Source organism: Chryseobacterium sp. RU37D (assembly GCF_900156075.1).
GTDB lineage: Bacteria > Bacteroidota > Bacteroidia > Flavobacteriales > Weeksellaceae > Chryseobacterium.
This window is the reverse complement of the sequence record NZ_FTMM01000020.1, coordinates 1-13,735: the sequence shown is the minus strand read 5'-3', so window position 1 is coordinate 13,735 and position 13,735 is coordinate 1. Positions and strand designations below refer to the sequence as shown.

The 13,735-nt window shown below is 35.6% G+C and carries 12 protein-coding genes; 8 read left to right on the top strand and 4 right to left on the bottom strand.

Annotated elements, in window-relative coordinates:
* Positions 1 to 32 precede the first annotated feature (32 nt).
* The 5 genes from BW926_RS10395 to BW926_RS10375 all read left to right on the top strand — a co-directional run bounded on the left by BW926_RS10395 (position 33) and on the right by BW926_RS10375 (position 3,772).
* Complete coding sequence (locus BW926_RS10395; protein WP_076446870.1) at positions 33 to 1,052, top strand: aminoglycoside phosphotransferase family protein; 1,020 nt, start codon at positions 33 to 35, stop codon at positions 1,050 to 1,052.
* Between the two features lie 180 nt (positions 1,053 to 1,232).
* The gene (locus tag BW926_RS10390) at positions 1,233 to 1,670 is read left to right on the top strand and encodes a RapZ C-terminal domain-containing protein (RefSeq protein ID WP_228403435.1); all 438 of its coding nucleotides are present in this window, start codon (positions 1,233 to 1,235) and stop codon (positions 1,668 to 1,670) included.
* A gap of 97 nt (positions 1,671 to 1,767) precedes the next feature.
* Positions 1,768 to 2,481 (top strand): nucleotidyltransferase family protein, encoded by a 714-nt coding sequence (locus BW926_RS10385; protein WP_076446868.1) that lies wholly within the window; start codon positions 1,768 to 1,770, stop codon positions 2,479 to 2,481.
* Between the two features lie 7 nt (positions 2,482 to 2,488).
* Positions 2,489 to 3,241, top strand: coding sequence for an LOG family protein (locus BW926_RS10380; RefSeq protein ID WP_076446866.1), 753 nt, complete (start codon positions 2,489 to 2,491; stop codon positions 3,239 to 3,241).
* Between the two features lie 108 nt (positions 3,242 to 3,349).
* Entirely contained in the window at positions 3,350 to 3,772 is a 423-nt protein-coding gene (locus BW926_RS10375; RefSeq protein WP_228403434.1) for a DUF6702 family protein, read from the top strand.
* Between the two features lie 214 nt (positions 3,773 to 3,986).
* Here BW926_RS10375 and BW926_RS10370 read toward each other — a convergent pair whose 3' ends face one another.
* Together BW926_RS10370 and BW926_RS10365 are read right to left on the bottom strand one after the other, a co-directional pair.
* Positions 3,987 to 5,378: a M949_1556 family lipoprotein gene (locus BW926_RS10370; RefSeq protein ID WP_076446862.1), complete on the bottom strand. Its 1,392-nt coding sequence runs from the start codon at positions 5,376 to 5,378 to the stop codon at positions 3,987 to 3,989.
* A 35-nt stretch (positions 5,379 to 5,413) separates the two neighbouring features.
* On the bottom strand, positions 5,414 to 8,284 hold the full coding sequence (locus BW926_RS10365; RefSeq protein WP_076446860.1) for a carboxypeptidase-like regulatory domain-containing protein: 2,871 nt from the start codon (positions 8,282 to 8,284) through the stop codon (positions 5,414 to 5,416).
* Between the two features lie 248 nt (positions 8,285 to 8,532).
* On the opposite strand from BW926_RS10365, the gene BW926_RS10360 reads away from it, so the two are divergent.
* A complete protein-coding gene (locus BW926_RS10360; RefSeq protein ID WP_076446858.1) occupies positions 8,533 to 9,723 on the top strand; it encodes an endonuclease/exonuclease/phosphatase family protein in 1,191 nt (396 codons plus the stop codon).
* Between the two features lie 52 nt (positions 9,724 to 9,775).
* A complete protein-coding gene (locus BW926_RS10355; protein ID WP_076446856.1) occupies positions 9,776 to 10,198 on the top strand; it encodes a DUF6146 family protein in 423 nt (140 codons plus the stop codon).
* Between the two features lie 52 nt (positions 10,199 to 10,250).
* On the opposite strand, the gene BW926_RS10350 is transcribed toward BW926_RS10355, so the two are convergent.
* Both BW926_RS10350 and rho read right to left on the bottom strand, forming a co-directional pair.
* Positions 10,251 to 10,847 (bottom strand): superoxide dismutase, encoded by a 597-nt coding sequence (locus BW926_RS10350; RefSeq protein WP_076446854.1) that lies wholly within the window; start codon positions 10,845 to 10,847, stop codon positions 10,251 to 10,253.
* Between the two features lie 331 nt (positions 10,848 to 11,178).
* Positions 11,179 to 13,005 carry a transcription termination factor Rho gene (gene rho / locus BW926_RS10345; protein ID WP_076446852.1) on the bottom strand — a complete coding sequence of 609 codons (1,827 nt, stop codon included), beginning with the start codon at positions 13,003 to 13,005 and terminating at the stop codon, positions 11,179 to 11,181.
* A 145-nt stretch (positions 13,006 to 13,150) separates the two neighbouring features.
* Between rho and BW926_RS10340 the strand changes: the two genes are divergently transcribed.
* A complete protein-coding gene (locus tag BW926_RS10340; RefSeq protein WP_076446850.1) occupies positions 13,151 to 13,540 on the top strand; it encodes a DUF4293 family protein in 390 nt (129 codons plus the stop codon).
* Positions 13,541 to 13,735: the final 195 nt, after the last annotated feature.

Sequence of the window (13,735 nt, the reverse complement as noted above, 5' to 3'; positions counted from 1 at the left end):
TTAGAGCTTAAATTACTATATTTGTTTTATCTATGAATTCTGAAAACGTTAAATTTTTTTTTGAAAAATATACTGGCAAAAAATCGTCTGAATTTATTATTTTAGCTCAAAGCGGTTCTTCGAGAGTGAATTTTTCAGCCAAAAATGAAAACAAAAAATATATTATTACTTTCAATGAAAATATTCTGGAAAACGAAAGCTTTTTGTATTATTCTAAAGTTTTTTCCAGTTTAAACCTTAATACCCCAACAATTTATAAAATTTCTGATGACAGAAAAATGTACATTCAGGAGTTTTTGGGAGAAAATACGCTATCGGAGATCATTGCTAAAGAAGGCTTATCAGAACAGGTAAAAGCCCTGGTGAAGCAAGCTCTACAAAAATTATATCAGCTTCAGACGGCAACCCGGGAAAAAATAGATTTCAGCAAAACCTTTGAATATGAAAGCTATGACGAGCTGCCCGTAACCCATGATCTGTATTATTTTAAAAACTTCGTGGCAGATGTCCTTGAACTGGAATACTACAAATCTACATTGCTTAAAGAATTCAAACAGATCGTCAACCTCATTGAAAATCTTGAACCAAAAGGTTTAATGATCCGTGATTTTCAAGCCAGGAATATTATGGTGAACGAAAAAAATGAAGTTTCATTTATCGACTATCAGTCGGCAATGAAAGGTCCTTTGATATATGATGTAATATCTTTTTTATTCCAAGCGAAAGCTAATTTCCCAGAAGATTTTAAAAATGAAATGCTCGATTTTTATATCAATCAATTTGAAAATAATGAAACTCAACATCAACTTAAAAATTCGGTAAAGCCAATTCAGCTCATGAGATTTCTACAGGTTCTGGGTGCATATGGCTTCAGAGGACTGATTCAGAGAAAACAACATTTTATTGCAAGCATAGAAAAGGGAATAGAAAATATCATAGAATTTGCTCAAAATTGGGAAAATATGAAAGATTATCCTGAGCTGGAAAAGGTGATTTCGCAATTAGGTTTGGAAAAAACAAAGTTGAAAATTGAGGAGATTTTAAATAAATAAAGTCTTCAACAAACTCAGGCTGCCAATGGCTGAATTGCGTTTTAATAATAAGAATATTCAGTATTAGCGAGATCATCCTGAGTGCGAATCAGTCGAAGAATCTCGTTACATAAGCAAACAATGTCGAGATTCCTACGGAATAACAAACACAACTGAAAAAAATAAATATTAAAAACCCCAATGGTACAAATAAAAAAGAAAATGCTACACATCGACATACACAGTTTTTCGTACAAAAAAGGAGGAATCCCGAAAGATGAAACAGGAAACGGAGGAGGTTTTACCTTCGACTGCCGCGGAATTTTGAACCCCGGAAGAGTGGAAGAATATAAGGCACTGACAGGAAAAGATGTCGGTGTTCAGGAATATCTGGAAACAAAAACCGAAATGCCGGAGTTTTTAGAGCTGGTAAAAAGTATGATTTCAATCAGTATCGATAATTATCTTGGAAGAGATTTTGAGAACCTTCAGATCAATTTCGGGTGTACCGGAGGCCAGCACAGATCAGTATATTCTGCAATAAAAATCGCTCATTTTATTGAAGAAAAATACGGAAATAAAGTTGAGATCAGCCTTCACCACGATGAACAACACCAGCTTAATATAAATAATGAGTAATGGGTGATAAGTAATGTTTTTAGCTTCGTTAATTATATTATCATTATTATCTACTACTTATAATTTTATATATTATCATCTTACTTACTGATAAATTATGAAGGCACTTATTTTCGCGGCAGGAAAAGGCACAAGACTGAAACCCTTTACTGACCATCATCCGAAAGCACTAGTAAAAGTGAATGATGCTACACTTTTGGAAAGAAATATCACATATTTAAAAAATTTCGGAATAACGGATTTTGTCATTAATATTCATCATTTCGGAAAGCAAATTGTAGATTTTCTAAAGCAAAACAACAATTTTGGCTGTAATATTGAGATTTCTGATGAATCTGAAGAGCTTCTAGAAACAGGAGGCGGCTTGGTTTTTGCTAGAAAGTTTCTTGATCATGGAGAAGATTTTTTGATCATGAATGCCGATATTCTTACAAACCTGAATATCACAGAGCTCGTAAATTATCATAAAAAGATAAAAGATTTTGCTACATTAGCTGTTTCGGATAGAGAAAGCTCAAGAAAACTGCTTTTTAATGATGAGAGGGTCTTAAGAGGCTGGCTGAATGTGCAGACCGGAGAACAACGGCTTGCAGAATTCAATAAAGGGTTTAAAGCCTTGGCTTTCAGTGGCATTCACTGTATCAACCCTTCTATCTTTGACAAAATAAAAAGAACGGGCAAATTCTCTGTTATGGAAGAATACCTGGATTTGATGCAAACCGAACATATTCACGGTTTTGTACACGATAGTATTCTTATAGACGTTGGAAGACCAGAATCTGTAACAGAAGCTGAAAAACATTTTAAATAATTTTGCAATGGGAATTGACGGAATAAGGGATGAAAGTTTAATAAATCCTGAGTTTGATATTAACGAAACTAAATTACAAAACAGCCTTAGGCAAAAAACTTGGGACGAAACTATTACCAAAGACAGCTGGATGGTTTTCAAGGTGATGGCGGAGTTTGTAGATGGATATGAAAAGTTGGCCAAAATAGGACCTTGTGTTTCAATTTTTGGCTCTGCCAGACTGAAGCCTCAAAGTAAATATTACAAAATGGCTGTAGAAATTGCGGAAAAAATTACAAAAATCGGTTTTGGGATCATTACCGGTGGTGGCCCTGGAATTATGGAGGCTGGTAATAAAGGTGCCTTTAATGTACAGGGAAAATCCATCGGATTGAATATTGATCTACCATTCGAACAACATTTTAATCCTTACATTAACAAATCTTACTCAATGAATTTTGATTACTTTTTCGTGAGAAAAGTGATGTTTGTAAAATACTCTCAGGGGTTTGTGGTCATGCCCGGCGGTTTCGGGACTTTGGATGAACTTACTGAAGCATTAACTTTAATTCAAACTAACAAAATCGGAAGATTTCCAATAGTACTAGTAGGCTCAGAATTCTGGAGCGGATTGCTGGATTGGTTCAAAGCAACTTTGCTCAAAGAAAAAATGATTCATGAGGAAGATCTTGATCTTTACCGTGTAGTAGACACCGCTGACGAGGCAGTGGCACATATTAAGGCATTTTATGACAAGTACTCTGTAAATGTTAATTTTTAATTGGCATATTATTTGACACTTTATAACAGATCAAGCATGATTATAAATCTATTAATTAAGATGAAAAAATTTTTATATATATCAGGGATTTTAACATTTTTTATGTTAATGAGCTTCGCGCATTCAGACTTTTTCTCTTCAATGACAAAAGTGGATTATATAGAAGGAAGCAAGACATTGAAGTTTACTACAAAAATGAATACTAGCCATATTTCAGATGCCATTAAAATAAATCCCAATACAGCAGGGTTTGAAGCAGAAGTAAAAAAATATGTAAATAACAATTTTGATTTGTACGTCGATGGTTTACCTAAAACATTAACTTTTACGGGAAGCCAGGTAAGCGGAGAAACTGTATGGGTGTATTTTGAAGCCGGAGGGGTTTCGGATATTAATACCCTAAAGATAAAAAATACGATCCTTCTAAGCACTTTTCCGAAGCAGATAAACATCGTTACTGTTGCTTATAAAGGAAGCCAGAAAGTAATGAACTTCCAACGAGGAAAGGAAGTGAATGAAGTTTCTTTTTAAAAATAAATTTATGTAAATATTGACCATCGCGACTGCGGTGGTTTTTTGTGGGAGTATATTTATTCTTCTCAATAAATCAGATAGTTCAAAACATTAATCTAATATAAATAATCAATCTTTGAATTTTTTATTCTGAGCCTTTCCGCATGGTCAGGTTTGAAAACAAAAAAGACTGCCCAAAGACAGTCTTTCTATTTTTAAATATTCAAATTTCTTATTGAACCTGAATATTATCTAATTGAATCGTTGTTGTAACACCACTTCCGTTTCCTGCGTATTCAAATAATATAAATCCGTTACCAGTGACTGAAGCCGGAATGTTATAGGTTCCTGCAGAAGCTAAAACTCCATAATTAGTTGTTGGCGTTTGTGGAATAGTAAATGCAGATGTAATATCTGTTTTAGTTGCTTGTGTAATGTCTCCAAGAGGGGTATAGTTTGTTGTATAATAAACTTTCAAAGCATTTCCGTTCCAAAATCCTACATTCACATCAAATTTTAAGGTATTTGCAGCCGTAAAGTCAACCGGTACAGCGAAATAAGTAACATACGGACCAGTTCCAGAGTTTGCACCTAGCTGGATATATTTGTTACCGCTAAATGTTTTCAGCTGCCAGTATCTGTTTCCTAAAAGCGGGTCGTTTACATATTTAGGGAATACTTCAAGATTTGAAGGACTCGTTGGATAACTTTCAAAATTTTCAAGGAAAGAACCTGAATAAGTGATCGAAGTGCCTCCTTTTGGCGGTGTAGCGTCCACTCTTGTTCCTTTAAAGTTGACATCTTTAGTATTTCTGATCAGCATCTGCCATGTTGTATTGTAACGGCTCACTACAAAAGTAATATCTCCGTTTCCTGTAGGCAATAAGGTCGATCCTTCATTAAAGAAACCTGAATTTCTAAGAGTAACTGTATTTCCAGATGCGTCTTCCAATGTTCTATCTGTATCAACACCTGCACCTCCTACGTAATCAATATATGTTTTATTCATAGGATAAATATCACTGATTGAGAACTGTGCATTAGGCACTTTTACCAATGTATTGATGTATTGATCACTTTTTGCAGCAGTAAGATTCGGTAACTCTACAGGCTTAAGGCTTACCACTTCAAGACCGTTTCCGTTACAAACTCCTGAAATGTATCTGCTTAATAAAGAAGCCGGAATTCTTCCGATGTTATAAGTAGGGTCTACTGAGCCTAATTTTACCGTTCCTCTGTCTAATCCTAATCTTAAACCTTTGGCATTAATCCTGATGTGGGCTCCCACAGGAAAATCTGCATAATTGCTTGCTCTGTCAACTTCAATCTGCATCCCGGCAGTTGGATTTTCAGGCTTATCCTGGAAAGAGATTGTTTTGTAGAAGTTTCCACTTTCATCGGAAGAAACCACGTATCCGTCAATAATCTGGTCTGTAGTGATTAAAAGATATCCTGTAGCCGGAGCCTGAGCTTTAAAATCAGCCAGAGACATCGTAGGAGAAGGGAATTTGTTTTCACACTTGATAGGCGGAGTATCCCATTCATCTTTTTGCACACAAGAAGTAATAGAAATCGTTGCAAGTGCAGCTCCTGCTACTAAACTTAAATATTTTTTTATTGTCATTTTAATAATTTTAATTAAAGTAGTTAGTGTTTTTATTAGAATCTGAATTGTAAATTTACAAAATACGACCTTCCCTGAGTGTACCAGTATTTTGGCCCGAATAAGGTATACTCTCTATCAAAATCCTGAGAGAAAGTATCATATTTGGCATTTCTTGTTTGCTCGAATCCTCCTGTAATATATTTTTTGTTGTTTAAAATATTATTAATCGTTGCAGAGATCAATACATAATATTTACCTATTACCCAAGATTTTCCTGCATTGGCATTAAGGAAGAAAGAAGAAGGCAGCATATTTGGCTGAAGAACCCTTCTTAGCTCAGATTCGGTCAAACCGTAGAAAGGTGATGAAGATGTTGCATTTTGTGTAAATCCTTCAGTTCTGATCAATGTTGCCGGGTCAAGGTAATTCTGGTCAAAATAATTCCAGTTGGCTCCTACCCACCAGTATTTAGGGTTATTGTATCGGAAACCTAAAGAAAATGCCTGCTGAGGAGTTCCTCCCTGGCGATAATTATTGATATATGCTTTACCAAGGCTTGTATATGGCTGCCCGTTTGCAAAAACCCCCACTGCATCTGATGCGAAATATGTCATAGGATCATTTTTATAGATGTATTGACCAATACTTGCTAACCCCTGTAATGATAAAGTAGGAAGCACTTTCACATCAACACCTAATTCTAATCCCATATTTCTTCTCTTCACATTTGTCATGATCTGAGATACAAAAGCACTCTGAACATTCGTTGCATTACCATCAGAATCCAAACCGTCCAGAGGTAATCCGTCTGCAAAATATCTTTGTACCGTAGTTTCATTATCGGTATCTACTAAATATCCCGTTAACCTTAGTTTTAAGAAAGGAGAAGAAATAACGTAGCTAAGATCATTCGCATTTACCGTCATGCTCTTTACGTTTGGCGCTACAGAACCATTTACTCTCGGATTCACGAATAAATCTTCAAGATAAGGAGCCTGGTTATAGAATGCTCCGTTATAGACCAAGAAATTCCTACCGTTGATTCTGTAGATGGCCTGTCCTTTAAGCCCGAAATTCCAATAGTTGTAATCTTGTCCTTTTCCGTAAGAATCGTTGTATAGATAATGTTTGAATAAACCTTCTCTGTTTGATGAAGAATATCCTGCCATCGCAGAAACAAAAATATCAAATGAACCGGTTGTGAATTTCAATCCCGGATTTACTTTTACTTCCTGTCTTCTGAAAATGTAGTCGTAAGTCATTTTATCGCCTACCTTTTTCGTTACATTTTCTTCACCCTGATTGTATAATCCGGATTTTCCTGGCTGGTTAGTCGCTGCAAAAGGATCTTTATTTAATACAAAATCAGCTCCCAGAAGGTCATTCACCTCTCTGTATTGCTCGGAACGGTAATTCTGGTAAGAAACGTTTAATAAAAATTTTGTATTATCATTAAAATTATGCACAAAATGCGTTGCTGCATTCCAGATTTTATCGTCGCTTACATCATTTACTAAATAATATAAAGCCCTTCTACCGCTTTGCCCGAAATAATTTTGCGGAGCCTGCTGCATATTTCTTTGGTACAATCTGTCCCAATTGATCTGCGTAATATTAGGATCTCCTGTCTGCCATGCTTTTAATGATGTCTGAAAAGCATCCTGAGCCGTTGTCATCGCTCCCGTAGGATCTACTACTGAAGCATTAGGATCTAAAGAATCGTAATAGCTTGGTAAGTTTCTGTAATAGGTTGGAGATGGGTTTTGTACGTTCTGCCAGTCAAGACGGGAACCTTTATCTTTACCAAACTGATAGGAAACGGAGGTCCAAAGGCTATTGTTTTTATTAATTTTCCAGAAATCCTGAACCTGGAAGATCGGCTGGAAACCTTTTCTTACCCTTTCGCTTCTCTGCTCTCCATCTTGGTAGCCCCAATATGAATTATAATGTACTCCTCTATAGTTATAAACTTCCTGAGTACTCGGGCTGGATGTAGATCTTCTGTAAGGCGCACCAATAAAGTTGAATGTCATTGAATGCTTGTCATTAAACCTCTTTTCAATACCAAGATACGCGCCGTAAGCGTCATAGAAAGTTCCTTCCTGGATACCCTCCTCTGCCCATCTTCTAGCACCCATTGCAGTAAATGCCCATCCGCTTTTGCTCATTCCCGAGCTGTATCGCAGAGAAGTTCTGTTTCTGTAGTTTCTGTTGGTTAAAGATTGAGTAAATTGAAATCCTTTTCTGTATTCGCTCGCCTTTGTGTTTTTATATACTACTGAGCTGTTTCCGCCGAATGCATATTCAGAAGGTGCATGATTCTGGGAAATTTCGGGATATCTTGTAATTTCATTAAGGCCTCCCCAATTTCCGAAATCTACATTACCATTGTCAGATTTGATCATAGAAACACCATTCAGCATGGTCTCCCCGAACCTTCCATCAATTCCTCTGGGGCGGAACCAATAGAATCCTAAATCAAACGCCGCGATTCTGCTGAAAATATCCTGAGACGATTGCAGCAAGCCTACCGTGGAGGCCTGTCCACTGTTGCTGTCTTCATCATCACCATCACTGTCAATAATTGCCAACCCTTGATCCGCGCTTGTAAGTGCAGAATAAAGAGTAATTACCCCTAAATCCTTTCTCTTCTCACTGTTCGTTACATCAAACTCCATTACTTTTGTCTCGTAATTCGGCTTTGTAATCACAATTTGGTAATGCCCCGGCATCAAATCTACAAACTGGAAGTATCCGATTTTGTCAGCCGTTACATCATTGTCATTCCCTTTAAGATCTACTTCTGCCCTTTCGACAGGCTTCCCGTCTGCACCTTTCAGATACGCAAACACAGTGGTCTGCGCAAAGTAATATGAAGCCGGAAGTAAAGTAAATAAAGAGACTAATGATAGTTTTTTAATCATGAGTATGTTTATTTTTTTTAATACTTTTCTTGTTAATTTTCAACAGTTTAAAAGTTAGGGACGCAAATTTAGTCAAATTTTATAATTTCCGGTCTTTTTCACATTATTTTTTCTTAACATTGCAAGCTTTTAAGATTCATTATATAAAAAAACAGCGATACCATCTTTTAAATTTATAAATATTAAAATAGCTACAATTAAAAAAGTAAATTTGCAGATTAAAATAATTTTAAAATAACTCTAAGAGGATGAAAAAATTTTCGAGTTTATTGGCTATTATATTTTCCATAATAGCATTTTCACAACAGCAGGGAAAACTAAGAAAAGTTGCCACCGTTGGTTTTCTGAATGTAGAAAATCTTTGGGATACAATTCGTTCAGCAGATTATATTGACGGAACAAAAGACATTAAAAATCCAGCTTTCCATAGAAGCATCCCAATTGACTCCATCAAATTTTTGGAAGCAGAAAAATATGAAGGAACATGGAGCGATGAAGCTTTAAAAGGTAAAAAAGCGATAAGATACCAAAGCGGTTCTGAAGAATTTACTCCCAACAGCCCTAAAAATTATAATACAAAGATTTACAAGGCCAAATTAGCGAATGAAGCCAAAGTAATCTCCGAACTAGGTGCACAGTATACAAAAACAGCTCCTGCAGTAGTAGGATTGATTGAGGTGGAAAACAGACAGGTGATCGAAGACCTCATCAAAGAACCGGCATTAAAAAAATATGATTACGGGATTATTCATTATAATTCTTATGATTACAGAGGGATTGATGTCGCTTTAATTTATCAGAAAAGAAGATTTACTCCAACAAATTCATTGAAAAAAGAGTTAAAAATCTTCGGTGATGAAGGGAAAAGAGAATATACAAGGGATATTCTGGTAGTAACAGGCTTTCTTGATAACGAAAAAGTAGCGTTCTTCATGAATCACTGGCCTTCCAGAAGAGGAGGTGAAGCAATTTCTTTACCAAAAAGAAATGCTGCTGCTGCTCTGCTGAAACAGCAGATGGACAGTGTAAAGGCTGCAGATCCTTCTACAAAACTTTTTGCAATGGGTGATTTCAATGATGATCCGGTAAGCTCAAGCTTAAAAAATTATCTGAAAGCTCAGCCAAGCCCAAAAGATTTAAGTGAAACAGCTCCTTATCTTAATTTAATGTATCCTTTATACAAAAAAGGGGTCGCTTCATTGGCATATCAGGATGCTCCCAACTTATTTGACCAGATTATTGTCTCTAAAAATGTCATTTCTGATCAGGTAACAAAAGAATATTCGGTTTATAAAACGGAAATTTTTGCCCCTTCTTATTTAGTCAATAAAGAAGGAAATTACAAAGGCTATCCTTTTCGATCCTGGAACGGGGACCAGTTCACCGGTGGATACAGCGACCACTTTCCCGCATTTGTTGTCCTTCAGAAAGAACCATAAAACAAAAAAAGGCACTTATTTTGAGTGTCTTTTTTTATGTACCTTTAAGAGTATGAAAAATATAATCTTATTATTAATTTTTTCTCTTTTGCCATTCAGCTGTTCGGCACAGACTGATTCTAAGAATGATAAAGAAAAATCAGTGATGGAACCTTCAAAGAATGAAGACGGAGAATGGGATCTCACGGTAATCGATACGCAGTTTAATTATTTTCTGAGTGCTATTGCAAAACCCATCAGCCAATATTCGGAATCATATTTAAAAACAAAAAATACGCTTTTGGTAAGTGAATGGAATTCTTATTATTTTTCCGGAAAATACAAGAATATAGTTGAATCATCCATCGATTACGACCCAAAAGAGAATTATGGAATAAAATTCGAGTATAAACTTTATCAAGTTTTTGCGTATGTTAACTGGAAATATGGTTTGAGAATGAATGGGCTTTCAGGAAGTGATGTTTATAGAAGATAAGAAAAAGGCTCAGAAAATTTCTGAACCTTTTTTATTTTATAATAATTAAAAATTATTTTTTGAATAATTCCTCAACTTTATCCCAGTTTACTACATCGAAGAATGCAGCAATGTAGTCAGGTCTTCTATTTTGGTAATTTAAATAATAAGCATGCTCCCAAACATCAAGCCCTAAAACCGGAGTTCCTTTTACTTCTGCAACCGGCATTAACGGATTATCCTGGTTTGGAGTTGAAGAAACTGAAACTGAACCATTAGAATTCTTAACCAGCCATGCCCAACCTGAGCCAAATCTGGTTTTAGCAGCATCAGAAAAATCAGTTTTGAATTTTTCAAATCCGCCGTAAGCTTCAATAGCAGCTTTTACGTTTCCTATAGGCTCTTTGCTCCCCCCAGGTGTTAAAATTTCCCAGAATAAAGTATGGTTAAAATGTCCTCCTCCATTATTTCTTACTGCAGGCTTATCTGTTCCTGTCTGGCAAATTTCCTCGATCGTTTTTCCTTCCAGATCAGTTCCTTTGATAGCATTATTTAGATTGTCAATATATGCTTGATGATGCTTTGTATGGTGGATTTCCATAGTTCTTGCATCGATTATCGGTTCCAATGCATTATAAGCATATCCTAATTTTGGTAATTCAAATGGCATAAGTATTATTTTTAATGTTATTTAGTCAAATTTAGCCATAAATAAACCTATATTCAAAGAATGGGGATTACTTTAATAAATCTTTAACATTGATGTATTGATTTAGAATAAATTAAATTTTGAAGTAATGAAGATTGAGGCTGAGAGATGGAGGTTGAAGCCTTGAAAATATTCATTTCCAATTCTCAAAAAGATAATTTTTAGGATTAATTTCTAATAATTAAAAAAATAAACGTTATTAAGAGCTTAAAGCTACCATCATCCTTTTTCTAAACTAAAAAGCCCGAACCAATAAGTTCGCGCTTTCTATTTAACAAAATTAAATTAAGAGTTATTTATTCATAGACATGAGGAATTCTTCATTATTAAGGGTTCCTTTGATATTTTTGTCTACAAATTCCATGGCTTCCACCGGATTCATTTCAGAAAGATACTTTCTTAAAATCCACATTCTCTGAGAAGTTACCTCATCAAGAAGTAAATCATCTCTACGAGTGCTTGAAGCCACTAAATCAATAGCAGGATAAATTCTCTTATTAGCAATCTTTCTATCCAGTTGAAGTTCCATGTTACCCGTACCTTTGAATTCTTCAAAGATTACTTCGTCCATTTTAGAACCTGTATCGATAAGCGCTGTTGCAATAATAGTTAAAGACCCTCCTCCTTCAATTTTTCTCGCTGCTCCGAAAAATCTTTTAGGCCTGTGAAGCGCGTTGGCATCCACCCCTCCGGAAAGAACCTTCCCGGATGCAGGAGTTACCGTATTATAAGCTCTCGCCAGCCTTGTAATGGAATCCAATAGTATCACAACATCATGACCGCATTCTACCATTCTCTGAGCTTTTGCTAAAACAAGATTGGCAACTTTTACATGCTTTTCTGCCGCTTCATCAAAGGTAGATGCTATCACTTCCGCATTTACACTTCTTTCCATATCAGTAACCTCTTCCGGACGTTCGTCTATCAGAAGAACCATCATATAGACTTCAGGATGATTCGCTGCAATAGAATTGGCAATATCTTTAAGAAGCATGGTTTTACCTGTTTTTGGCTGGGCAACGATCATAGCTCTTTGTCCTTTCCCTATAGGGGCAAATAAATCAACTACCCTTGTGGAAATGGTAGACCCTTTTCCAGCAAGATTGAATTTCTCCTCAGGAAAAAGTGGAGTTAAATATTCAAAGGCAACACGATCTTTAATGAAAGCCAGATCGCGTCCATTAACTTCAGTAGGTCTTAATAAAGAAAAATATTTTTCGCCTTCTTTAGGTAATCTTACAATACCCTTAACAGTATCTCCAGTTTTTAAGCCAAAATTTCTGATCTGGGCCGTAGAAACATATACATCATCAGGCGAAGAGATATAGCTGAAATCTGACGAACGTAAGAATCCGTAATTATCCGGCAAAATTTCCAAAACTCCTTCAATGCTAACCATTCCGTCAAAACTGAACTCTTTTTTCTGTTCCTGATGCTCATCATTCCTTTCAGAATGTTGCTGTTGCTGCTTATTCTGATTTTGGTTTTGATTAGGGTTTTGATTTTGATTTCTATGCTGGTTTCCGTTGGTGTTCGGATTATTGCTTTGTCCTTTTTGAGGTCTGGCCTGAGATTGAGTGTTATTTGGCCTTTCTTCTGCTGAAGCAGATTCTGGAAATTCTGTATTTTTAGGAGCGTCTGTTTTTTCCTGCTGGATTTCTACATTACTTGCATTTGTAGAAGAAACTCTTTTCCTTTTTTTCTTTACCTGTGTGGGTTCTTCTTCGGTCGTCGTTGTTGATTCAGCTTTTATTTCTCCCGGCTTTGGTATTTCAGTGACTGGCTGTTTTACTTCTGATTCAGTATCTTCTTCAACCATTGTCTTTATTTCTGCAGTACCTTGGGTCTCTGCTTTCTGTTTAGCTGCAGTTTTCTTTGGTGCAGCTTTTTTGGCAGGAGCCTTCGCGGATTTTTCTGCCTGAGCCTGATCAGCATTCATACTAGATTCTGTGGCGTTGAAATAATCTTTCGCCACTTTGGGATTTGAAGCCTGAAAGTCAAGAATTGCAAAGATTTTGTCATTTTCAGTGCTGTTTCTTGCCACTTTAACGCCCAAATCCTTTAAGATTTTAGCCAATTCCGTCACGGATTTTGACCTTAACGTTTCAATGTTAAACATATTTAATGTAAAAATGTAATTAATTGTGAATAAGAAAAGTAAGTCGGGTGACTTTTATTTTCAAGTACATTCGTATAATGCAAATCTACACTTATTTTTGAATTGTGCAAAATTTATATTATTTTTGCTGGGAATTTAATATTCAATGTTACAAAGAATACAAACTATATGGGCTTTTTTAGCAGTTTTGGCTGCAGTTTTTCTGTTCGTCACAGGGCAGGATGTTATCATTTCCGATAGTATTCCCGTGCTAAATATTGTCTGTTTTGTGCTTGTTTTGGTTGGATTACTGAGCATATTCAGTTTTAAAAACAGAAAAAGACAAATTTTGCTGAATACTATCAGCATCATTATAAACGCTTTGTTGATTGGTGTATTGATGTACTGGTTACTAAAACTATCCGGAGGAATAAATTTTCCTGAGAAGGGTATTGAGCCAATTTTTTCATTGATTGCGATTATCTGTTTGTTCATTGCAAACATTTATATCAAGAAAGATGAAAGGCTCGTAAAATCTGTAGACAGACTTCGATAGCCTTACAACGATTTTTTGAGTGAGAACAGCTTCTTTTTAGGAGCTGTTTTTTGTTTTTAATTTATTTTATTACAAGGCTATATGAAGATCTTTTTATAGCGAAGTTGTTTAAACTTTTAATTTTTTGATTAATCTTAAAGAAAATGCTAAAAAATGCAGATTCTTCCAAGTAATATCCAACGTTTCAAATCTTAT